The sequence below is a fragment of the Microcoleus sp. bin38.metabat.b11b12b14.051 genome, from assembly GCF_013299165.1.
Classification (GTDB): domain Bacteria; phylum Cyanobacteriota; class Cyanobacteriia; order Cyanobacteriales; family Microcoleaceae; genus Microcoleus.
The window spans coordinates 165,074-188,500 of record NZ_JAAFKD010000004.1; the positions used below are offsets into that span (position 1 = coordinate 165,074).

A 23,427-nucleotide genomic window follows, 5' to 3' on the forward strand; every position below is an offset into this window, starting at 1 on the left:
CTAAAGTCCTCACTACGAACGGATTTTTAGGTTTGTAGTGAGGACTTTAGTCCTTCTTTTTTGCGGACTAAAGTCCTCACTACGAACATAATTTTAGGTTTGTAGTGAGGACTTTAGTCCTTCTTGAATGCGGACTAAAGTCCTCACTACGAACGGATTTTTAGGTTTGTAGTGAGGACTTTAGTCCTTCTTTTTTGCGGACTAAAGTCCTCACTACGAACATAATTTTAGGTTTGTAGTGAGGACTTTAGTCCTTCTTGAATGCGGACTAAAGTCCTCACTACGAACCTCTTTTAGTTATTAGTTTTGCTATTTAAGGAGTTAAGATGATTGTTCATTTCTTGTAAATATGCCTTTAAAACAGGATACTGCGAAGTTGTTAGCAGCGGATCTTTTTTCTGGCTGACAGTTGTTTCTAACGGCAAAACGCGATAATTAGTTTTATTATTCAGAGTATAGCGGTGTACCCAAGTCGGAATTGTTTTGATGCTGCTAATTTCTGTGGTTTTTTCGGGGAAGTTTTTGCGGATATTTACTTGCAAAATTACGCCTAAGTCTGTATACTCTTTGGTCTGACCGGAGATGAAGTTTCCCATGGAATAAATTGCTAGAGCTTTTCTTATTTTGCCATTCTTTCCTTTAATTTTAAATATTTTGTAGGGTTGGACGACGTGGGGATGGCTGCCGAGAATGATGTCTGCACCGGCTTTCAGGAGGTTTTCAACTAATTGTTTTTGTTGGGTGTTCGGCTGTCGCTGATATTCTTCGCCAAAATGCAGGGAAATTGCGATAATGTCTGCTCCTTTTTTTCGGGCTTGGGCGATGTCTTTGACTATTTTATTTTCGTCAATTAGCGCCACTAAATAATCTTTGCCTTTGGGTATGGGGATGCCGTTGGTGCCGTAGCTGTAGGCTAGCATGGCTAGTGATATGTTGTTTTTGGTGCTGATTAAAGTTCGATCGCCCGTAGCTTTCGATTTTGCTGTCCCTGTTGACGCAATTTGCCGATCGCCCAAATTCGCGATCGTCCTGATTACCCCTATTTCTCCCCGATCTAAAGCATGATTGTTGGCAGTTGTCAAGATATTAAATCCAGCTTTTTTCGCAGCATCCAGTAATTGAGCCGGTGCGTTAAATAGCGGATATCCCGTATATCCGCCCGCATCTTCCCCTGCTAAAGGTGTTTCCAGATTTCCGGTTACCCAATCGCCTTTTGACAGGATACTTTTGACTGGTGCGAAGAAACTGTCAAAATTGTATGTTTGCTTTTTTGCGTCGTAGCCCGAGATTGTTTGGGTACTGTGCATCATGATGTCGCCGACAGCAATTAGTTGTGCTTCTTTAATCTCAGACTTGGGTTTGGCGGGTACAGATGTTGCAATTGGCGATGGCGTCCCGCCCCGCAAGCTAGGGCTTTCTGCAAGCTTTGGGCTGGTTTTTGGGCTTTGGATGTCGCAGCTTGCGATCGCCAGCAGGACAATTACCGAGAGCCACCGACGAACATTCATGATTTATGAGAGTGATTTTTGGGCTTCTATAGTATCATAAGTAGATTAGTTACATCTAAATAAATAGAATTGTTGCCAAATTAGCAAAATATATTGAGATTATCTGCGTTTATCTGTCTTTGAATTGAGGAATTTATTGTATGACGATCGCAACTGAACGCATCACCCTTGAAGAATTTCTGAAATTGCCCGAAACCAAACCAGCCAGCGAATACATTGAGGGCGAAATTATCCAAAAACCTATGCCAAAAACCAAGCACAGCCTATTGCAATTAAGAGGCTGCAACGAAATTAATCGTGTGAGCGAAAATCCCAAGATAGCTTACGCTTTTCCCGAGTTGCGGTGTACATTTGGCGGGCGATCGATTGTTCCCGATATTGCGGTACTATTGTGGGAACAAATTCAATTTGATGAGAGCGGTGAACCGTTAGATGATGTGCTAATTGCACCCAATTGGGCGATCGAAATCCTGTCGCCACAACAAAGCTCAAATCGCGTCACTAGAAAAATTATTCACTGTCTGCAACATAATTGTCAGTTGGGGTGGCTAGTCGATCCAGAAGATCGATCGATTTTAGCATTTTTGCCCAACCAACAACCGCAATTCTGCGAAGGTAGCGATGTCGTGCGGGTACCCGAAATGATTCCCCTAAATATCACCGCCGAACAGGTGTTTAGCTGGTTGAGAATGCAATGCTGAATCAGAAGGTTCGTAGTGAGGACTTTAGTCCTCATCAAAACCGAGGACTGAAGTCCGAACGATCAAACCAATTTTCCTATTTCCGCCACCTGTCAAATTGGTCTTCCGAACAGCCATTAATAAATTGATTGTTCACCCAACCGTCAAGGATGGTAAAAGTTTCATTAGGAGCATTCCCAGAAGTTCTAGCCGCAATTTTTACCCAATTACCTTGTCTGCTGACAGCCCGAACTCCGTCTCCTCTTTTGAGTTTAGCTACAACCGGGTAGTTATTGCCGGGGCCTTTGCGAATGTTAACCTCGCCGCCTTTACCTGTGATAAACGAGCATTGAGTTTGCTTTTTTAAAGCTTCTACTTTTTCGGGTGAAAGACTTTGCTCTTTACCAAAAACTGGAAAGCTGTAAAGTGAAAAACTCAAACTTGCAAAGGCCGCTGCAATAAAAAAGGCTTTTGATTGACTAAAACTCAACATTAATTTAATCTCCTGGGGTTGGAAGGACTGAAGTCCTGATTGCGAACTAACTTTTTGGGAAGGACTGAAGTCCTTACTACGAACTGTTATTTGACGGAGGCAAACCATTCGGTAATGCCTTGGGCAATGGCAGAAGCTAACTTCTGCTGTTCTGTCGGATTCACAATCCATTCAAACTCTTCGGGATTGATCATAAATCCCAATTCCATTAAAACAGATGGAGTAACGGCAGGACGAGTCATAGCTAGGTTGTTCCAGAATACACCATAGCTCGGACGGTTCAACTTGGCAACTAAGTAATTGTGCAAAAACATTGCCAAACTGTGCGCTTGCGGGCGAAACCAGAAAGCGCCGACACCTTTAGTATTAATCGCGTCGCCGTTATCGGGCAAAGCATTGTAGTGAATTGCAATTGCGATCGCAGGTTCCTCTTTTTGAATCATTTCCACCCTCGGCGGCAAATCCAAATCGACATCTTCCACCCGCGTCATTACCACATTTGCGCCCCGATTGACCAATTCTTCTCGCACCAATTTCGACACTATTAAAGCTACTGTTTTCTCGCGGTAGCCTGTGGGGCCCACACCACCCGAATCCTGCGGCCCGCCGTGTCCGGGATCTAAAAGTATTTTAATTCCTGACAGCGGTTTTTCCTCAGAAATCGGCACCGCGCTGGTATTTGTCGGCGGATGTTTTAAAGACAGCACTAAAGTTGTGCCATCGTATCTCAATTTATATCCCCACTGCTGGGCAGATTTGAGATTGAAAGTGTATTGTACTTGCAGCGGCGATATTTGTTGCCACGCCAAACGCGAAATTACCGGATCATCATCGAGGCGAATAATGTCAGTTTGAGCGGTGGTATTGTACAGCGTTAAAGTGAATGTGCGTTCACCTTCTTGTACGGTGACTGGGACTGGTATTTCTAAGGGAAATAAGATTTCTGTCCAGCCGGAAACTTGACGGGATCTGGCGCTGCGAATAATCGATCGCGCAGGCACTGCATCCTTGACAATTCGCACTTCCGATGCTTTAATCCAAGCGCCGTAATCGAGCCGAATCCATTCTCCCTCGCGCCCGATAACTGTGGCGCGCGTTCCCTTCGGTAGCGGCGTCATCCGAGAGAAATCCGTGCTCGCCCCGGTTCTAGCAACACCCGGATCTGCGGTGACTTCTGCTACTTCTAACTCGGCTGGAGAGAGGATAGAAATTTTGCCAGTACCAGGCTGGCTGATAGTTTGATCGTTCATTGTCAGCTCAAACAATGGCACGCCTAAATCAACTTTTTTCCCCGACAATGAGTCTGATTCCGTCTCATTCCCCCCCGGGTTAGGGGGGGTTTTAGCGCAGCCTTGATATTGTTCCATGCTACTTTTGGCGATCGGGGAGTTTTCACCTAACAAGACAGATTTGTTGTCGGGGAGTTCGACTTGCGATCGCGCTTTTAGAGGAATATCCACCCCGGCCAATTTTACCGCGACTCGAGCATTCGCCGGGGCGATCGCCCCAAAGCAGATATATTCCCCGGGTAAACTGGCGACATCGACTTTCGGAGTCAGGGAATCTTTAGCAAAAGCCAAGCCTGCGGAGACTTCCGGCTGATTCGACTCGCGCGTTACCTTAATTTGAACTTGCTGATTTTCGTAACGCAAGCTAAACACATTTTCGCCGATTTGTAGGGGAAAAGTCGGGGCGAAATGGCCGGCGGCGGTGCGGGAAATTTGCTGGCCATTTACCGATACTTGTCCGGTGGGTGGGGCTGTACCGATGAGAAAAATGCGATCGGCGATTGTTTTGTGGTTGGCGGGGGGATAAGCGACAAACAAAGGTTGAGCGGCCACAGCTACAGAGGCGATCGCCATTATCATCCCAAACACAACTAATCCTAGAAATTTTCTCATTATCAATCGCAACTAATTGAGAGTCTGTTGGTTATTTATACTCGAACTTACGCTAAGAAACCCGGTTTCTGCGAAAATATTGGGTTGGGTAACGAGAAATATGGGAAGAAACCGGGTTTCTGAGGATTAGGCGTAAGTGCTATTTACTATACAAACCCCAGTTGATCAGGTTTGTAGGTGCAATTGGGCGATCGGCGACATAATTTTCCGCATCAAACGATTAACTTTTAATTAATTCCGAAGTCGTTCTCCACAATTGATCTAACCGATTCGCCGGCATAGTCAAATACAAAACATCCCCCGCACTCAAACAACAATTGAGCAAATCCCAACCGTGAATAGTTTGACAATTAGTTTCCACATAAAGAGGTACAAAATCAGCAGACTTAGCAGCATCTTGAATGCGGTGGCCGCAGAAAGGATGTTTTGGTGTAATCAAAGTTGCCAAGGAAACCCACAAACTGTCAGCAGTCATTCCGTTACCCAAAATTCTGCCTCCAATCGCCGCCGCCGCAAAAGCAGGAGCCGCTAATTCCGTCGGGTTCAAAACTCCTTCAAAGTCAAAAACTTGCTGCACCATCAAAGCAAAATGCGAGTCTTGATTGCGGACAATCACCGACAGTTTTGGTGCCAATCCTTTAGCAGTCAAGGCAATTTCCAGATTGGACATATCGCTGCTTGTTACCGCCAAAAGTGCAGCAGCTTGCTTAACATTAGCAGCTTCCAGAGAGGCGGGCAAACTGGCACTTCCCTTAATTACCGGAATTTGCATTGAGCGAGCCGTGTTCAGAAAGCGGCTGTTCGGATCTTGCTCGATTACCACAATATCGTAACCATTATTGTGCAGTTCTTTAGCAATTTGTATTCCCATGCCTCCGAGCCCGCAAATAATGTAATGATGGCGCTGCGGAACTCGCGCCACATCCCAATATTCGGTAAAGCGAGTTCCCAATACATAGTCGTTGAGCAGCGCGTAGCAGATGCCGATGATTCCCGCTCCAACTAACATCATCACAACTGTAAATAGTTTAATGCTGTCGGGAGCTTGTTCGGCAACTTTTTCATAGCCTCCGGCTCCGGTAATCATCCCGACTGAAAAATAGAGAGAATCGATAACTGAGATATTATCGTCAACACAAATATAGGTGACAGTAGCAACTGCAATCATTGCTAGCAGCGTGAGTACAACAATGACGGCTGCTTGGCTGTGCTGTTGAAATCGGCGCAGGTTAGTTAAGATTTTAAGGAATTTTTGAATTAAAGTTTTTTCGGGGCTGCGGATAGTCGGCTGAGTGGCTACAATTAGCCGATCGCCCTTTTCACACTGCCGCCCCGCCAGCACCGCCGATACTAAATCAGTTTTGTTAACAGCCGGGAGGTAATAAATCAACATTCGCGATCGATCGTTCCACAAATCGCTGAGTTGTCGATCGAGCCAAGGATGATCGGCATCGATATACTCTTCGTGAATAGGCCAAGTGCGATCGAACAAACGCAACTGTCCGATCGCCCGATTTCCGAGAGCAGCAAAAGTAAAAACCGGAGCAGCCAAAGCCGAAACGCTCATGGAAGCGTGTTCGGGCAAAGTGTGGTCAATTCTGTCGCCCAAGCTAGTATTGAACAATCGGTTAATGATCCGAATTTGAGGATTGAGAATCCTCGCCTGCATCAAAACTGCCAAATTCACAGCATCATCATTACCTGCAATGACTAAAGTGTGGGCTTTTTGAATGCCCGCCGCCAACAAAGTAGAAGCTGCTTGCAAATTACCGACAACCACATCAGAAGTTTCGCTGCGAATTGGGCGATCGCTAATACCAACCACAATCGCTCCTTGCTGTCTCAACAAACAAAAAATCTTGTGTCCCGTGTGGCCCAACCCGCAAACAATGATTCGAGGTTTCATAAAAAGTTATTTCCCAGCCGATTTCAAAGCTGTTCTTTGTAGTTTTACCTACCATTGTTGACTGCGGCGGCTTTGCAAAATGTAGCGAAAAACACTATCTAGGATGTTTGTGATGCAGTCTCGAAGTTTTGAAACAAGAGGGCGGCGCTGACAGTGGTATCAACTGAGTCTCGATCGGGTTCGTAGTGAGGACTTTAGTCCGCAAAAATTAAGAAGGACTAAAGTCCTCACTACAAACCTTAAGAACATGACTCAAAAAACTAAACAGTCACCCCTTCAATTTTCTCATCAGTCAACTCATACAACTCCCGCAACTGCCGCAACTTATCCGCATCCGGCTGCCAAAAACCACGCCCGTTAGCCTCCAACATTCGGTCAACAATATTGCGAAAAGCCTCAGGATTTGCCTCCCGCAACTTCTGCGCCATTTCTGCATCCAAAGCATAGGTATCAGCAGCTTGATCGTAAACCCAACTATCAGTAAAATCAGCAGTTCCGCCCCAACCGATTAAAAACGAACCGCATCGTAATCAAACAGCAAACTCCCAAAAAATACATCAGCATTCGAGAGGGCGGCGGCTACAGCTTCAGGCTCATCTGCAAGGGCGCGATCGCTAAAAACACTCACCGACAATCCCAGACACCCGGAAACAGCCAACCGGACGGCTTGGCGGTACAAATCAGCATTGAAAGATTCAAACCCTGCAATTAAGACAATCCGTTTCACAACCCAACCTCGAAATATTTGCTTATTTTAAATGATCCTAAATTAAAGTTAAAAATGACATATAGCCTTTCTCACATTAATTCGCGGATGAATATTGACCTGAAAAGCTTGCTGCTGTAAGGGTTCTAGCATAATTCAGCATACCTCATCTTTCTGAGAAACGCTATAGAGAAGAGTCGGCGATTAAAATCGCAACTACACAAACGAAGTCGGCCTCCGCGGCAGGAAGAATAACGATAAGACTCGGCGGTTGAAACCGCAACTACATAAACAAAGTCGGCCTCCGCCGACTGAAGAATAAAAGGGATATTAAAATTGGATTTGGTATGATAAACTAATCGCAGAGATTCACAAGCAAGATGCCTGTGCTACTGATAGACAAAAAAAGACAAACTTCTTTTCTTGCTCTTCCTTCGCGCTAAGAGCGCTTACGCGCCTTCGCGGTTCGTCAAAGATGTCTTACTGAAGTAACAACAGATTAAAATAATCAAAGCCATCCAAACACAGCTATATTTAAAACCGTGAATCGAGTTTCTCCTGCAATAATTATCTTAAGTCAAAACAGCCTAGCGATCGCCCAAACAATCTCCGCAGTCTTCCCAGGTTCCCAGATTTACGGTTTAGTCGATCGCACTTCCGACACAGACATCAACTTTACCAACTTCGGCGAAACCCTGCGAGAACTATTCGCCACAGAAACCCCAATCATCGCCATCTGCGCCGCCGGCATCATCATCCGCACCCTCGCCCCACTGCTGTCAGACAAACGCGCCGAACCCCCAGTCTTAGCCGTCGCCGAAGACGGAAGTGCCGTAGTACCGCTGCTGGGAGGTTTGCACGGCGTCAACGACTTGGCGAGAGAAATTGCAGCAGCCCTCGGCGTACAGCCCGCCATCACCACCACCGGAGATATCCGCTTTCGCACCGCCCTGCTGAGTCCTCCCCAAGGCTATTATCTGGCGAATCCAGAGGACGCGAAGACTTTTATTTCTAATTTGCTCGCCGGGGCGAAAGTGCGCCTAGAAGGCGCTGCAAGCTGGCTTTCCGAGAGCAATTTGCCGTTAGCGCAGCCCGCCCCTACGGGAGGCTCATCAACGGAGAGGATCGCCCCCGAAGCCCAATTCACCATCCGCGTCACCGAAAAAGCAATTGTACCAACCCCCGACTGTTTAGTTTATCATCCCCAAATAGTGACATTTGCACTGACACAGCTATCGGATATCGAGCCGGAAATAGCTATTTCTTTCGTGCAGCAAGTCTTGGAAAACGCCGATTTAGCCGCAGCTTCCGTCGCGGGATTTTTTGCTTTAAAATATGATATGGGAAATCCGACTTTAGAAGCAATCAGCGATTTTTTTCAAGTTCCAGTGCGTTTTCTGAATCTTCCCGAACTTGTGGAATTCGACACAGTTAAATTAATAGAATATAATGCAACTTTTGATGTCACTGCCGCCCAAATTGCCCTAACAGCAGCGGGTGCAAACAGTCAGTTAATTGGATACGATCGCACAAACGCATTCAGTTGCGCGATCGCACTTGCTACCGCACCGATCGATCCAAGTGCGATCGGCATTAGTCGCGGCAAACTGGCGATCGTCGGTACAGGCCCCGGAGGCGCTGCGTGGATGTCCCCGGAAGTTAAGGAAATTCTGCGCGAGGCTACCGATTGGGTGGGTTACAAGTTTTATCTCGATTTAGCCGGAACACGGAAAGAAGGACAAAATAGGCACGATTCCGACAACCGCGAAGAGATCGATCGCGCGCGTTTTGCTTTAGATTTAGCAGCATCCGGTAAATCTGTCGCCGTGGTTTCGTCGGGAGATCCGGGGATTTTTGCGATGGCTGCGGCGGTGTTTGAGGCGATCGACTTTGACAGCAAACCCGAATGGCAAGGCATCGACATTCGGGTAGCACCGGGGATTTCTGCCATGCAGGCGACCGCTGCTGCGATCGGAGCACCGCTGGGCCACGATTTTTGTGCGATTTCGCTTTCGGATATTCTCAAGCCTTGGGAGGTCATAGAACAGCGGATTTCGGCTGCTGCAAAAGCGGATTTAGTGATGGCATTCTACAATCCAATCTCGAAACAGCGGGTTTGGCAACTCGGAAGGGCGATCGAGATTTTGTTGGAAACTCGCGATGCGAAAACCCCGGTTGTATTGGGGCGAAACCTCGGCCGCCCAGGCCAATCCGTGCGCGTTTGTACGTTAGGTGAATTCCAGCCGGAAGATGCGGATATGAGAACTTTAGTGATTGTCGGTTCGAGTCAAACTCGGATTATTCCGCGCAAGTTTGGAGATATTTGGGTTTACACGCCGCGCAGATACGAGAAATAATAACAATTTGGAAAATTCATGCAATAGTATTTGTAGAGTGCGTCGCCATCGATCGTTCCCAAAAGCGACGCAACGAGAATATTTGAGGAAACAACCCGGACGTTCACTCCATCAAAAAATCATGTTATAGCAAGCATTTTTCATGTTTTGTATTATCTGCGTTAATCTGTGTTTATCTGCTTTTCATCTGCGGTCGATCGACATTGCCTTCTCAAGAAACTGTTTCACCTGTTGCCTATATGGCTTTGATAGATGATTGTCATGTCCTCCACCTTGAATAATGATTAACTGCTTAAATTTGACAGCAGCAGCTTCATATAAACGTTCTCCCATTTGTACTGGAATCTGTATATCTTCAGTACCTGTAATAATGATAACTGGCAGTTCGATCGACTTCATCTTCTCTAAAGACTCAAACCGTTGTTTAAGTAACAACTCGACTGGAAGTAGCCAATAAAACCCAAACCTCTTAGACATATCGCGCATACTGGTAAACGAACTTTGCACAACTAATGCTGCGGCTTCTGGATGTCTCGCTGCAAGATCAATTGCGATCGCCCCGCCAACTGAATGACCATAAATTACGATCTGGCTTGGTACAATTTGGCGTTCTTGAGTCAAGTAATTCCATGCGAATTGAGCATCCTCGTACACTTGAGACTCTGTAGGAAACATCCCTTGACTCCGACCAAATCCTCTGTAGTCAAACAAGAAAACCGAATACCCCAATTTATGAAACTGAAGTGCTTGACTGATATTTGCACCGATATTAACTGAGTTGTGATGAAAGTACAATATCACAGCAGCATTGGGTTGTTGAGCAGGAATCCACCACCCATGCAAATATTTTGGTTTTCCGCTTTGATTGGAAATGGAGATCCAAACGTCTTGATAGTTCAGTTGATACAGAGAAGGGGTATGTTGAAGTTGACGATTAGGGAAGAAAATAAGTCGCTGTTGTTGAAAGTAGAGCGCAACACAAACCAAACTATAGCCGATCGCAAATTTTAGTAGGAAGGGTCGCCATTGTTTCATAGCTAATTTTTTGCTGGATATCCATTATACCACAGTCTATTTTTTTACTTTGTGTATTCTGAATTCAATGCTTTTCTCAGGTAGATGAGTTGAAGGCGATCGCATTGTTTGTACTCAATCAGTATTGAAAACATCCTGCAAGTTACGATAACCGCTAATAACTCGCTATTACTTCTCTGGCTTTTTTCACCTTATCTCTAAGTTGAGCTAATACATCATCTGCATTGAGCAACTCACCGCATTGAGCCTGTTCTCGTGCTATATTGATTTTATTCCGAGTTTCTTCAACCCAAGCTAAATAGTTTGGCTTGTTGCTGCTATCGGATAAAGTAAGGTCATCGATTAATAACAGCAAGGCTGTATTAATTGCTTCTTCAAGAGATGAATATTGACCGTCCTTTACTAAAGCTTCAAGGACTTGGGTTTGATGTGGACTCAAGGTGATTTGCATTGTTACCTCTGATGCTGTAAGGGTTGCACAATACTTTTACTCTATCTCATTCTATTGTGGGATGGGCGTCCCGCCCGTCCATCGCCTGAAAAGACATGAAAAATCTTAATTCAAAGAAGCCATCCTCACCTTTACCAGAAAATCATTGAGATCAACCTTTGCATTAGGATTTGATGGTAAATGACTGGTAAAACTTGCCTCTTCTAATACATTAATTAGCCGATCGCGCTCTTGGTGATAAAATCCAATATCTGTATCCTCCAGCACCGACCTTTCCGCCCCAGCCAGCTTGCGAGCAATCAAATCGGGAATATACGGTAACTCGAACTTCTCATTAAGTTTAACCAAATTCGCCTCAACTTCCCCCGTTTGCATCAAATGAATCCCCGCCAGCAACACCCGGTAAACGTACAGCAGTGGCTTCACCCGACGCGGGCTTTCTTTCTCAAACAATCGCCATTGAGTTTGAGCAAAACCCAGATAGTGGTGGCTGTGATGTTTGGTAATGCAGTTCGAGGCGAGATGCTTTAACTCCTCGTGTTCCTCGCTAGTATAAACTACGAGTGGCGAGTACAGTTGCTCTAGCACATAGCCGTTGCGCTTCAACAACAACTCCAGAAACTTCTTAATATCGTGAGTGACTAAATCCAGTTCCATCTTCTCTCGAAATTCCGAAACTTCGATGGTTTCATCTCCCGAAATCAGTCCAATAACTTTCGGTAGCGGTAAGATATGAACTCCCCGCAAGTCGAAGTCAGAATCTGGGGAAGGAAAGCCGTATAAGTGCGATCCGCTGACAGTCGCAAACAATAGCGGATAAGGTCGATCGGAGATAATCTTGACTAATTCAGAGATGTATTCTACCATGATTTTCTATGCTATATTACGTCACATCGAACGCTAAGGTTCGTAGTGCGGACTTCAGTCCGCTCTAAGGCTGCGGACTGAAGTCCGCACTACGAACGGCACTACGAACGAACTATTCGATCGCACTTTGACGCGATTTAATCAAAAACAGATTAGCCTGCTCGTAATTAGGGCGTTCCGGTAACTTAGTATCAGCAAAAGCGCGATCGAACTCCGCGTGCAAGCTCAACCGCCAGCGATTCACCTCATCCCACGAGATTTCCTGATTGCGGATTGATAGCAATTGCGATCGAAAATCCTGCACCCGCACCGGCACAAACCCCTCCTTAAGTATCGTAATTCCTGACAGCAGCAACCGAATCAAGTGCATCGCGTGCTTCGATCGCACTTCTCCAGTATTGCGAAGGTCTTGCTCCATTTTTTTGAATTGAGACAAAACGTAGCTATTGTAAGTTTGATAAACCAATTGCGACAGAAAGATTTCGCGAATTTCCAGCAATTGGGCAGCTACAGGAGAAACAGTTTCTACCAAAGGAGTGTACAAACATTCGAGCACATTGGGATTAGCTTTCAGCGCCAAAACCAGAAACTTTTGCAGTTCCCAATAGCATTCTTGATTTTCCTGGTTTTCCAATTGTTCTGGAATGCCATAAAGCGACCAATGAAGAATTGCCGGCGGCTGGTAAATTCCGCGTCTGTCTGTATCGGATTGCTCATTATCCAAACCGTAGGCTCTCGAACCAACAATACAGCGATAAATTACAGAATCATAGAGATTGTATTCCGCGAGAAAATCTCCTCCAGATTGCAATCCTTCGCTTTGAAACTGTTTGCGGATGCTGAATTCATGTCGCCGCAGACTAACTTCTGTTCCGTCTGGGAGTTTGACTGAATAGGCGTGGGAATTGTCCGTAGGCGATTTGACAATCGCACCTACTGCGCCCTGTTTCCAAGATTGGTCTCCACCGGGGTTTTTGACCTCAATTTTGGTGACAATTTGGGTTCCTGCGGGGACGATTAAGTTGAAATTTTGAGGAATATTGGCATTTGTCACGAGGAAACCTCCTGCGGAGACACGAGCTACACTCTTATTGTAGCATATTTGTAGTACAAGTAAAGGGGGTTTGGGCGATCGCGGATTTGGCGTAGGTATGCGCTTGCTTTCCTAACAAATCGCTAAAACTATTATTAAATAAGGCTTCTATGCTTAATCGAAATTGAGTGATCTAAATCACATTCTCAGTGTGACAAAAATTATTGATTTCAAGGTAAAAAACGAGGTAAATTTATACAAATTTTAATTAATTAAAAATAAAATAATGAATACAAACATCCCACCGGGATACTTAACAGGGCTGTTAGATTTGGACGATATGACTGGGGGGATGGTACAAAAGGATCTAATCATTGTTGCCGCCAGGGTTTCAATGGGAAAAACCTGGTTTGCGATACATTTGGCTCTACAAATAGCCAAAAAATACAAACTGCCGGTAGTCTTTTTTAGTGCCGAAATGTCGAAAGAAGGGCTCACAAAGCGGATGCTGGCGATGGTGTCGGGGATAAATTCTCAAAGACTGATGTGGAACAAAATCTACGAGGAAGAATGGGAGAAGCTGGCATCCACAATCGGAGACCTATCGGGATTACCAATAATTATCGATGACACTTCGGGCCCTAGCCTAACACCAACACTAATGAGAAGCCTCCTTCGGCGCGTCGAACAAGATTACGGAAAAATCGGCTTAGTGATACTAGATAACCTCCAATTATTAGGAGAAAGAAGCGCAGTAAACCGCGATCAGGATGTGGCAGCGCTTGCAGGACAGTGCAAGGCGATTGCCAAGGATTTTGATGTGCCTTTTGTAGCACTAGCTCAGATACATCGTGGCGTCGAAAGTCGCAATGACAAGCGCCCATTGCTGTTGGATTTGAAGGAAGGTGGCGACATCGAACAATATGCAGACCTCGCTCTATGCCTGTATCGCGACGATTATTACAACCCAGACTCAATTGAAAAGGGCAAGATAGAATTAATAGTTAGAAAGCAAAAAAACGGTGCTTTAGGCACTGCAAAATACTGGTTCAGTCCCGAAAAAGGGTCATTCATAAGTATTCTAAAATAAGAAAGTTGTAGGGTGCGTCAGGGCAGAATGTGACAACAACAAACTAAGAATTTCCCGCCTGACGCACCCTACGGTTAGCTAGAGGAGGAAGATTAATGCGTTATGCTGTTGTAATTGAAAAAGGTGAAACTAGCTACGGTGCGTATGTTCCCGATTTACCTGGATGTGTAGCTGTGGCTGAAAGTTTAGAAGAGGTGAGGCATTTAATTAAAGAGGCGATCGCCTTTCATATTGAAGGACTACAAGAGGATGCTTTTCCGATTCCCGAACCTGTCTCTATTTGCGAATATGTTGAAGCTTAAGCTAAACACCAATTACTTTTTATTTTCAGTCATTTTCTCATTCTCCACTCCGATAAGCTGCAATTTCTTCGGCAATTTCTTCATCAGTTAAAGGATGATCCGCGTGTAAAGCCTGGGTTTCTTCACATAAGTTGCTAAAATTTTCAGCTAAAACTTGTCTGTGCGGATCTGGCTGATAACTATTCTTAAGTTCCCGGATCCTTTTAATTTTTTCTGCTAACAACTTTTCTTGTTCAGCTTTCAGAATTATTTGTATCATAGAGTTAGCTCTATCCCTGGGATCAGCTAAATGAGTCCCTATAAATTTTGAATGGGCGATACAGGAGTTGAATTATGCCCTTTCATTTAATTAACGATTTTACGTCGTTTCAGCCATTTTTAAACTCATCTCATAAGACCTGTTTTCGTATTTGAGTGGAAACAGAGTTCTTTGCTGTAAGCTGTACACAACAAGCAAGCTCAACATTGTAAGCTAGGTGAGTGGAAAATGAGTGGAAAATCTAAATCAGTCACTGTAAGCAACTCAGCCGATTACCTTATCGGCTACGAACGCGTACTGGACTACTTAAAGGATGCACAGAAAGATTGCCCCAAAGGGGTAGGCCTAAAAAGAGAAAGTCGAGCGAAAGGTTCTTACGTACAACTTCAGTTCAAACTGGGCGAGAAGCGGGTTATCAAAGCCTGCGGTTGCAAACTGACGATGCAGGGGATTTCTGATGCGCTAAGGAAAGCCCACCTAGTCGCAAGCGCCTTAGAATCGTTAAAGGGGGAGACAGAATTCCTCAGATGGTACGATGATGTAATTTTAGAAAGGAACGTCGTCAGCAATGACTTAATAACGTTCGGCGAGGCGATAGCCAAAGTAGAAACTGGATACTGGGACGGTTACTCAAAGAAGCGACAAAAGAGGGACAGAGAAAGTGCATCAGCACAGAATACTTGGTATCAGGTATACGGTATATTTTACAAACTGCTACCACAGCATGTAACGGTTAACCTCGCCTCGATCTTGTCGGTAGTCAATAGCAAGGAGAAAGGTAGCAAGTCATATCAGTCCTGCCTGTCCGTGATGAAAAAGCTAGCTGAAACCATTGGTGACAGTCGCTTACACGAGGAACTCAGTAAAATTGACGGGAAACAAACTATTTACCGAGATGACTTGCAATCTATATCTGTAGACGACTTTTTACGGCTACGTGAGGAAGTTATAAATATTCCGATAAATGACAAGCGATATCACTTGGAATCTCGGAAAGCGTGGCTCTGGGTGTTTTCAATGCAGGTGGTTTACGGATTGCGAGTGCATGAGGTGTTCGCTATTCAAAACATAGACAAACCCTTTAGAACAAAGGATGGTGTTAGTATCCCCGCATTAAGTGACGCTAAGAATAAAAAAATGATTGCTGTGGTGGGGGACAAGACGGCGATGGATACCACAACTAAGACAGGCTACAGACTCACCGTGCCTATGATTCCGCCTACGCATCTTAATCTGATAGAGGAATTGGAGATAAGGTCGGGGCGGATACCGGAAGTCAAAGTGGGACGTTGTAGCACTTGTCAAACAATGTCCGCCAAGTATTCAAAATCGGCTCGTGACTGCTTGGCAAGATGGAGTAAATTTACCCAGACTCACGCATTGCGCCACCTAGCCAACCTCAACGGAATGATGGGCGGAGTAAGTCTTGAGACTCGCGCCATGAGTCTAGGGCATAGTCCAATGATGAATGACACAGTGTACAAAAAGCGTCAAACCACGAATACCACTATTGACCTGTTAACGAGGTCAGACAACCAGGCTATCTCGCTAGCTTCCGCTATTAAGGTACTTAAGCAACTAGGGATTGATGATGGAAAAATTGCTTTACTAGCTAGCATCTATGGCATTAGTGTTGACCAGATTGTCGAGTCATTGTCCGACACTTAAATCACTGCCTCTCCCCCTGATTCCCAGCATACCCGCCCTAACCCGGCGGGTTTTTTATTATGTACCTTCATAAGATTGCTAGCAATCATTGCTAGTAATGGGAAACATGGGTAAGCAATCGCTATGTTGTGCGTAGACAGTCTTGTCACTTAAGGAAACAAATCTTAACATTACGGACAATCATGTCCGTTTTTTTTAACTACACTGAAAGATGAGATGAGTGGAAAATGAGTGGAAACCGTCAATTCAGGATTGAGTGATATTCCTAAATGACCTAGCCATAAGGCTTAGAAAACTATGGGCGATGCAGGATTTGAACCTGCGACATCTACCGTGTGAAGGTAGCGCGCTACCACTGTGCCAATCGCCCGCAGACAAAAATCATAACATACTGACTCCTGATTCGCAACTAAATTTTTCCCAAAAATTCAGCCGCTAGTTTCGGAGTTCAAACTCGACACAATGTGCGATCGCCCAAAAGTCGATCGCACTCATCCACATCAATCAACCACCCACCAACCCGCAGCAGGCCCAACAAACCGCACCACAATCCACCAACCCACCAACAGACTAATCCCCGCCCAACTTCCGCGAGATGTCCACTTCAGAAAATCTGCGCTTTGGGTTTTCGTGATTGGTAGCCACGGATAGATACGCTCTTCTTTACCGAATTCGTCGCCGATCGACTCTTTACGACGCTTAGCTTCACCCATAATCTTTGCTTGCTAAATTAGATTTCAATTGCATAACCAACCAAATTATAGGCCAACAGGTCATCTCAAGCCTGCGTCAACCAAGTCGTATCCAAATAATCAATCCTCGCAAACGGACTCAGCGCCGCTAAAACCTGCTGTCCATAACTGCGGTGAATCACCCTGCTGTCGAAAATCGCCACAACTCCCTGACGTTCTCGCACAGGCGCGATCGCCCGCTGCAACTCATTCAGCGCCGCCGGCAACAAATACAACCGAAACCAATCCCGCCGCTGCTCCTTATAAAAAGCCACACGCGCCGTCACCAAAGGATTTTCCAAACTTGGTAGCGGCAAAGTCGCGATCGCCAGCAAGTGAGGCGCCCTCAACTCCCCCTGATGTTCCCGCCAAAACTCCCATCCCGTCACCAAAATCGTATTCTCCCCCACCTCGGTTTTTTCCACCTGCACCCGAGAACCGAACTCAGAAGCCAAAATCGCCGCCATCCGTGCCTTCAGCGGTACATCACCCACAATCAGCACCGTTAAACCCGCCACCGACGCACTCATCAACAGCAAAGTCCGAATTTCTTCCATCAAAACTCCCTGAAATTCCGGCGTATTCGGCAACGGCAGCCAGTTCGGAATGTACAGTTGAATTAACTCATTTTGTCGATCGGGCGAAAACTTCACACTCGTCAACTCTGGCAAACCCATCATTTGCCGGAAGATCGGAGCCTTCTGTTCCACATCCACCGCGCCCCCAATCAACACTACAGGCACGGCAGACCAAATTTTGCTCAAAACCTCCGCCACCTGTATCGGCGCGCAGTACAGCGAAAATGACCCCGCAGAGCGGTTAATTTGCGCCCACCGCAGTCTGCCGTTAGTGTTCCACCGCTGCCAAAAATTGCTCCAAGCAGCCGGAATCACAGAGTTTTGCTCGATTCTTTCAAACAGCCCTTGCAAAATATTTTGCTCTGCGGTTTCCAGCAAATAGCACTCATCAGGTTTCGCCGGATGCTGAAACACAGCCCGCGTTAGCAGCACCCGCGCTTGGAGGATTGCATCGGTTTCCAAAGGCCCAGATTGCATTAAATCATTCCAATCAGCCGGTACCAAACCCGCCGTCAATTGCTGGCGCGTCCAAACTTCCAAATCATCCACACCGTCGATAATTGTCGGAATATTGCTGTGAAGTTCCGAATTTCCCGCCAAGCGAGCCGCCAGCCAAGACTGCGGATCTGCTAGGATCAATCCTCCTCCCGCGGGATTGTCGGAATAAATGTCGATCGACTTTTTAGTTTGCAGCCACTCTTGCAATCGCGGAATTTCCACCTCCTGCAAATGTTCCAGCAGCGGTGTCGGCGCCACCAAAATCACAGGAGAGGGCCACATCAAAATCGGCATCAAATAGCTGACTCGATACCGCTGTCGGTAAGCCCCAGCCGGAAGCCCAGTTTGGATCAGAGCGCTCCGCCCCAAGCGCAAAGCCCGCGCCACCAGCCGCGCCATCGTTAAATGGTGGGGCCAATGCGGCTCGGAGTGCGATCGCAAAAAGCTCAGCAGCGAGTTATGAACTTCTACCTCAATCAATCGATTTCACATTTATGATTGCTCAATCAAGATAATCAAAACTTGCCAGAAAATCAACTACTTTTTGACCCACAGGCAAACTAAATTTACTCTCCTGATTATTTCCACTGCGCCGACCAAAATTCTGATGAGACTGCACAATCAAACTCTCCTGCCCCGAACTAATTAAAATAGTTTGAGTAGGCGACTGAAAAAACTTTGTTTGCCGAGCTGCATTTAGTAAGTTTTCCAGCATTTTTTGCACATCATTTAAATTATCCATCGCTGCATTAAATGCTTGAGACAACTGCACTATCCGTTTTTTTTCCAAATTTTGATTTGCGATATTTTTGCCAACCGACACAAGATTTTTCTGAGTTTCTAAGGCGTCATTAAAAGGAATAATTGCTAAAAAAGCTGCTGGTAATAAATGCTCGTCGCTATCAAATCTAAAAGTCAGAGTAGTCCGGCGGTAGCCGACTTCTATATTGGGAGGGCGGCTCATGGCTCCGTAATGCCGAGCTATTTCGCTGTAAGCTGTTGCTAAAGTGCTGTTTGCTGAGTGGTCTAAAAGTGCATCAACTACAATTCGCACTAACCCGGGGGTATGATTTAAAAATTTTATCGCTTCAGACGGCGAATTAAATTGTTGAATCCGAGTTTGATCTCCTGTGGGACTCATGTCAATCCAGTGGCACGTAATATCATCTGCGACTATGCCAAATCTGGGAACTAAATATAGTTTTGCCCCGGTCAAAGTGGCTCCAGTAAAATCAGAACCTACCCAATCTGCGTTAATCAAATTAGTTTCCGTCAAATCAGCATGAACCAAACTAGCATTGACTAAATTGGTATTTCTTAAATCTGTGCCGTTGAGGTTAGCTCCGCTGAATTTAACATCGCTCAGATCTGCGCCGTTGAGGTTGGCTCCGCTCAAATCTGCCCATTTAAGGTTAGCTCCGCTCAAGTTTGCACCGCTGAGATTCGCCTGCTGCAAAGAAGCTTGTCTCAAATCGGCATTGCTGAAATTGACACCGTTAATTTCAGCTTTTGTCAAATCTGCCCCGTGCAAGTTAGCTCCTTGAAAGTTAGCTGATGGAGCGCAAGCACCTCTGAGGTTTGCACCGGAAAGATTAGCACCCATCAGGTTAGCTTCGGTGAGCTTTACCTCTCTTAAATCTGCTTCAGTCAAGTTAGCGCCACTAAAGTTAGTGTAGTTAAGTTCGCACCGGACTAATTCGCTTCTGATCAGGGACGATCCGATTAATTGAGCTCCAGTTAAATCGGCTCTCACTAAATTTGCTACGTTGATAGTAGCCCCGTTTAAGATTGACCGCGATAGATTGGTGCTGCTGAGTCTAGCTACGTTCAGGTTAGCTTCGCTCAGGTCAGTTTCGCTCAAGTTAGCGCCGCTGATGTTGGTGATAAATAAGCTAGCCTTTCTTAAAATTGATTTACTCAGGTTGATGCGGCTGAGATTAGCTTCATTCAGGTTAATTCCTGTAAAATCTCTGTCGCCTTCTGTGTATCTTTTTACGAGTTCAAATCGTTTGAGAAGTTCTTCCGCTTCCATTTTTTGTACCTGAATACAATGGCTATCTGCTAAGTTTTATGTTGCCTGAATATAAATGTTTTCAAATTATTTTATAGTATTTAATCGCCGACTTGATAAAAGCTTTTGACAAACTCAATCACCGTGTTTAGTGGCGGGGTTGTGAATCTTTGGGCTTTAATTGCCGGGGCGATCGAGGTTTTGTTTACTTCCGACAAATTGGTCAAGTTTCTGCCAAAGTCTGGGTGATAGTGAACCATCAAACTTTCGGCACTGGAGTTAGCCAGTACCGTTTGGGTAGGCGATTGGAAAAAAGTTGACGTGGATTCGCGATCGAGCCGCACCGGCTGAATTTTCATTTCTCCTATTTTTCTAATTGTTTTGGTGAGGCTCACGTTCAATTGCACTACGAGATTTGAGACTCTGACTCCCAGATTGTTGCCGTTTTGCGGTTGAATCATCTTAATCAGAGTAATGAGATTTTTTTGAGTAAATGCCGCGTCGCTAAACGGAGTAATGGCAACGAAAGCTGTGGGAAATAGTTGCTCGTCTTGGTCTATTCTAAATGAAATGATGGTGCGTCGCGAATTAACTTCAATGCTGGGAGGATGGCTCAAACCCGAGTATTGACGCGCAATTTGGCGGTAGGTAGCCGCCAGGACAAAGTTAGCGTCGGGATCGAGGGGTCGATCGACAATAATTTGCACTGTCGGCGGCGTAGCATTAAAAAACCGTTGAGATTCTTCAGGGGTAAAACGCTGAATGTGACTGCGATCGCCATTAGGGCTCAGATCGACCCAATCGCAGGTAATGTCATCTGCTTTGAGATTAAACCTGGACACCGCGTAAATTTTTGCCCCAGTCAGGGCCGCCCCCGTCAAATCTGCACCCACCCAATCAGCGTGAATCAAATTCGCTTGAGTCAAATCTGCGTGTACCAGAGTAGCGTTTAACAGGTTGACATTGCTCAAATTTGCCCCGTACAAGTTAGCCCCGCTCAATCTCGCTTCATCGAGGTCAGCGCCCGTCAGGTTCGCCCCGCTGAGGTCGGCCCACCGTAGGTTCGCGCCTCGCAAGTCAGCGCCGCTGAGGTTGGCTTGAGACAGATTAGCTTGTCTGAGTTCGGCATTGCAGAGGTTGACTCCTCGCAAGTCAGCTCTGCTGAGGTCGGCTCTGTGCAAGTTAGCCCGTTCCAAGTTGGCCGCCGTCAGAGAAGCGCCCCGCAGGTGAGCCCCGCTGAGGTCGGCTTGCTCTAGATTGGCTTCTCTCAGGGTTGCTTCTCTCAAATCTGCTTCGCTGAGGTTTGCGCCGCTAAGGTTTGCCCCGCTGAGGTCGGCTCGGATCAATTCGGCTCGGATCAGTGTAGCTTCGACGAGTTGGGCTTCGCTGAGGTCGGCTCGAATCAAATTAGCCACGTTCAGAATAGCGCCGCTGAGGTTAGCTTTGTTGAGATTGGCACCGCTGAGTCTAGCAACATTGAGTTTGGCTTTTCTCATGTTGGCGCCGGACAGATTGGTGCCGCTCATATTGGTGAGGCTCAAAATTGCCTCGCTGAAATTAGCCCCCTTGAGATCGATCCTGCTGAGATTGGCTTCGCACAGGAGGATGGCAGTAAAGTCTCTTTCTCCTGTGGCATATTTGGCAATGAGTTCTTCGGCGTCCATGCTTTTCACTTTCCCTGATGTGTTAGCTAGAACAAAGCTTTGTTTTGCCAACTTTTAATAGAATAAGCATTTTTGTAACTTGATGCAATATGCTCAAACATCGATATTGTGGAAGCCTTTTATAAAATCCAAAATGCTAGCGACGTTGGATTGACCAAATTTGGTGATTTCGGCTAACTTGCTAGAGGGAGAATTGTTGGCATCGTATTTTTTGACCAGGCGCTTGCCGAAGGCGGGATGGTGATAGACGCTAAGTCTTTGATCGCGGGAATTAATTAAGATCATCTGTGTAGGAATTTGAAAAAAATTGATGCTCTCGCCGATTTTGGGAAAAGAACTTGAAATCTTAATTTGGTCTACTTTGCTGATAGCTTGGTTGAGAGCTTTGCTGCATAATTGAACGTGTTTGGATTCTTTGACGTTAAGTTTGCTTGCATCCTGGGATTGAATCATTTTCATCAAAGCTATCACGTTTTTTTGAGTTGTAGCAGCGTCGTTAAAAGGAATGATGGCAACGTAAGCCGTGGCAAATAATTTATCATCGCTGTCCATTTTAAAGGCGAGTACGGTGCGCCTGGAGCTGACTTCGATCGTGGGCGGCTGACTTAAACTCGGGTATTGTTGGGAAATTTGGTAATAAGTTGCAGCTAGGGCAAAATGAGCGCCTTGGTCTAGGGGCGAGTCAATCACAATCCTAACTGTGGGCAAGGTTTCGTGAAAAAATTCTTGGGTTCCTCCGGAGTTCAACCAGCAAATTTGGCTGTGGTCGCCGTTGGGACTCAAATCGACCCATTTGCACGTCATGCCTTCGGTTTTGATGCCGAGCCGCGAAACTGCGTGGAGTTTGGCTCCGGTTAAGGTGGCTCCGGTTAAGTCGGCTCCAATCCAGTCGGCGCGGATCAGGTAGGCATTTGACAAATCCGCGTGCACTAAACTGGCATTGAGCAAGTTGGCGTGGCAGAGATCTGCTCGGCTGAGGTCGGCGCCGCTCAATTTGGCTTCGCTCAAGTCTGCCCAGCGCAGGTTGCAACCGCTGAGGATTGCCCAGCGCAAGTTGACGCCGCTGAGGTCGGCGCCGCTGAGTATGGCTTGAGTGAGGTTAGCTTGTCGCAGTTCCGTACCTCGCAAGTCGGCACCGCTGAGTTCGGCTCTGCTGAGGTCGGCGCCTTGCAGGTTGGCTTGTTCGAGGTTGGCTTCTGTCAAGCACGCGCCGCTCAGGTGAGCGCCTCGAAGGTTGGCTTGGGCGAGGTTGGCTCCTCTGAGGGTGGCTTCGGTGAGGGTGGCTCCGCTGAGGTTGGCTCCGCTGAGGTTGGCTCCGCTGAGTTCGGCTCTAATGAGCTCGGCTCTGATCAGTTTGGCTCCTGTGAGTGTGGCTCTTTTGAGGTCAACTCGCACTAGGTAGGCGACGTTGAGGTCGGCGTCTGTGAGGTTGGCGCCGCCGAGATGGGCGCCGCTGAGTCTGGCGATGTTGAGTTTGGCACCGGTGAGGTTGGCTTTACTGAGGTTAGCTCCGCTTAGGTTTGCTACACTCAGATTCGCACCTGTGAGGTTGGCTCCGCTCAAGTTAACGCCGCTGAGGTTGGCCTCAGTCAGGTTGATTCCGGCAAAGTTTCTTTCTCCGGCGGCATATTTTTTCAGGAGTTCCTCGACTGTCATGGGGGCGGCACCGTATCAAATATCCCCATTTTA

General features: G+C 46.2%; 20 protein-coding genes, 1 tRNA gene and 1 pseudogene. 5 read left to right on the top strand and 17 right to left on the bottom strand.

Annotated elements, in window-relative coordinates:
- Positions 1–293: 293 nt before the first annotated feature.
- On the bottom strand, positions 294–1,508 hold the full coding sequence (locus QZW47_RS06760) for a CapA family protein (RefSeq protein WP_293125372.1): 1,215 nt from the start codon (positions 1,506–1,508) through the stop codon (positions 294–296).
- 140 nt (positions 1,509–1,648) lie between these two features.
- Here QZW47_RS06760 and QZW47_RS06765 point away from each other — a divergent pair, with 140 nt between their 5' ends.
- Positions 1,649–2,209, top strand: a complete 561-nt coding sequence (locus QZW47_RS06765) for a Uma2 family endonuclease (RefSeq protein WP_293125374.1) — start codon at positions 1,649–1,651, stop codon at positions 2,207–2,209.
- 76 nt (positions 2,210–2,285) lie between these two features.
- Here QZW47_RS06765 and QZW47_RS06770 read toward each other — a convergent pair whose 3' ends face one another.
- The 5 genes and pseudogenes from QZW47_RS06770 to QZW47_RS06790 all read right to left on the bottom strand — a co-directional run bounded on the left by QZW47_RS06770 (position 2,286) and on the right by QZW47_RS06790 (position 7,215).
- Entirely contained in the window at positions 2,286–2,681 is a 396-nt protein-coding gene (locus tag QZW47_RS06770; RefSeq protein ID WP_293125376.1) for an SH3 domain-containing protein, read from the bottom strand.
- Between the two features lie 86 nt (positions 2,682–2,767).
- Complete coding sequence (locus QZW47_RS06775) at positions 2,768–4,582, bottom strand: N-acetylmuramoyl-L-alanine amidase (protein WP_293125378.1); 1,815 nt, start codon at positions 4,580–4,582, stop codon at positions 2,768–2,770.
- 220 nt (positions 4,583–4,802) lie between these two features.
- Positions 4,803–6,488 (bottom strand): TrkA family potassium uptake protein, encoded by a 1,686-nt coding sequence (locus QZW47_RS06780; RefSeq protein WP_293125380.1) that lies wholly within the window; start codon positions 6,486–6,488, stop codon positions 4,803–4,805.
- A 260-nt stretch (positions 6,489–6,748) separates the two neighbouring features.
- A pseudogene (locus QZW47_RS06785) lies at positions 6,749–7,000 on the bottom strand (cobaltochelatase subunit CobN); the annotation flags it as partial.
- Entirely contained in the window at positions 6,997–7,215 is a 219-nt protein-coding gene (locus tag QZW47_RS06790) for a DUF3479 domain-containing protein (RefSeq protein ID WP_293125382.1), read from the bottom strand. The pseudogene QZW47_RS06785 and the gene QZW47_RS06790, both read right to left, overlap by 4 nt.
- Positions 7,216–7,736: 521 nt before the next feature.
- Here QZW47_RS06790 and cobJ point away from each other — a divergent pair.
- Complete coding sequence (gene cobJ, locus QZW47_RS06795) at positions 7,737–9,551, top strand: precorrin-3B C(17)-methyltransferase (RefSeq protein WP_293125384.1); 1,815 nt, start codon at positions 7,737–7,739, stop codon at positions 9,549–9,551.
- Positions 9,552–9,734: 183 nt separating this feature from the next.
- On the opposite strand, the gene QZW47_RS06800 is transcribed toward cobJ, so the two are convergent.
- The 4 genes from QZW47_RS06800 to QZW47_RS06815 all read right to left on the bottom strand — a co-directional run bounded on the left by QZW47_RS06800 (position 9,735) and on the right by QZW47_RS06815 (position 12,958).
- Positions 9,735–10,586 carry an alpha/beta fold hydrolase gene (locus tag QZW47_RS06800; RefSeq protein ID WP_293125386.1) on the bottom strand — a complete coding sequence of 284 codons (852 nt, stop codon included), beginning with the start codon at positions 10,584–10,586 and terminating at the stop codon, positions 9,735–9,737.
- Positions 10,587–10,740: 154 nt separating this feature from the next.
- Positions 10,741–11,037, bottom strand: a complete 297-nt coding sequence (locus QZW47_RS06805) for a hypothetical protein (RefSeq protein ID WP_293125388.1) — start codon at positions 11,035–11,037, stop codon at positions 10,741–10,743.
- Between the two features lie 105 nt (positions 11,038–11,142).
- The gene (locus QZW47_RS06810; RefSeq protein WP_293125390.1) at positions 11,143–11,904 is read right to left on the bottom strand and encodes a nucleotidyltransferase domain-containing protein; all 762 of its coding nucleotides are present in this window, start codon (positions 11,902–11,904) and stop codon (positions 11,143–11,145) included.
- A 112-nt stretch (positions 11,905–12,016) separates the two neighbouring features.
- The gene (locus QZW47_RS06815) at positions 12,017–12,958 is read right to left on the bottom strand and encodes a nucleotidyltransferase domain-containing protein (RefSeq protein WP_293125392.1); all 942 of its coding nucleotides are present in this window, start codon (positions 12,956–12,958) and stop codon (positions 12,017–12,019) included.
- 265 nt (positions 12,959–13,223) lie between these two features.
- Here QZW47_RS06815 and QZW47_RS06820 point away from each other — a divergent pair, with 265 nt between their 5' ends.
- Together QZW47_RS06820 and QZW47_RS06825 are read left to right on the top strand one after the other, a co-directional pair.
- A complete protein-coding gene (locus QZW47_RS06820; protein WP_293125394.1) occupies positions 13,224–14,027 on the top strand; it encodes a DnaB helicase C-terminal domain-containing protein in 804 nt (267 codons plus the stop codon).
- 95 nt (positions 14,028–14,122) lie between these two features.
- Positions 14,123–14,329, top strand: coding sequence for a type II toxin-antitoxin system HicB family antitoxin (locus QZW47_RS06825; RefSeq protein WP_293125396.1), 207 nt, complete (start codon positions 14,123–14,125; stop codon positions 14,327–14,329).
- Between the two features lie 37 nt (positions 14,330–14,366).
- Here QZW47_RS06825 and QZW47_RS06830 read toward each other — a convergent pair whose 3' ends face one another.
- Positions 14,367–14,588 (bottom strand): hypothetical protein, encoded by a 222-nt coding sequence (locus QZW47_RS06830; protein WP_293125398.1) that lies wholly within the window; start codon positions 14,586–14,588, stop codon positions 14,367–14,369.
- 228 nt (positions 14,589–14,816) lie between these two features.
- Between QZW47_RS06830 and QZW47_RS06835 the strand changes: the two genes are divergently transcribed.
- Positions 14,817–16,256, top strand: a complete 1,440-nt coding sequence (locus tag QZW47_RS06835) for a hypothetical protein (RefSeq protein WP_293125400.1) — start codon at positions 14,817–14,819, stop codon at positions 16,254–16,256.
- 298 nt (positions 16,257–16,554) lie between these two features.
- Here QZW47_RS06835 and QZW47_RS06840 read toward each other — a convergent pair.
- From QZW47_RS06840 to QZW47_RS06865, 6 genes are all read right to left on the bottom strand, one after another.
- Positions 16,555–16,626, bottom strand: a tRNA-Val gene (locus QZW47_RS06840).
- Positions 16,627–16,756: 130 nt separating this feature from the next.
- Complete coding sequence (locus QZW47_RS06845; protein WP_293125402.1) at positions 16,757–16,969, bottom strand: DUF2839 domain-containing protein; 213 nt, start codon at positions 16,967–16,969, stop codon at positions 16,757–16,759.
- Between the two features lie 65 nt (positions 16,970–17,034).
- The gene (locus tag QZW47_RS06850) at positions 17,035–18,543 is read right to left on the bottom strand and encodes a helicase C-terminal domain-containing protein (RefSeq protein WP_293125404.1); all 1,509 of its coding nucleotides are present in this window, start codon (positions 18,541–18,543) and stop codon (positions 17,035–17,037) included.
- Between the two features lie 22 nt (positions 18,544–18,565).
- Complete coding sequence (locus tag QZW47_RS06855) at positions 18,566–20,095, bottom strand: pentapeptide repeat-containing protein (RefSeq protein ID WP_293125406.1); 1,530 nt, start codon at positions 20,093–20,095, stop codon at positions 18,566–18,568.
- A gap of 80 nt (positions 20,096–20,175) precedes the next feature.
- The gene (locus tag QZW47_RS06860) at positions 20,176–21,738 is read right to left on the bottom strand and encodes a pentapeptide repeat-containing protein (RefSeq protein ID WP_293125408.1); all 1,563 of its coding nucleotides are present in this window, start codon (positions 21,736–21,738) and stop codon (positions 20,176–20,178) included.
- Positions 21,739–21,831: 93 nt separating this feature from the next.
- The gene (locus QZW47_RS06865) at positions 21,832–23,394 is read right to left on the bottom strand and encodes a pentapeptide repeat-containing protein (protein ID WP_293125410.1); all 1,563 of its coding nucleotides are present in this window, start codon (positions 23,392–23,394) and stop codon (positions 21,832–21,834) included.
- Between the last annotated feature and the right edge of the window lie 33 nt (positions 23,395–23,427).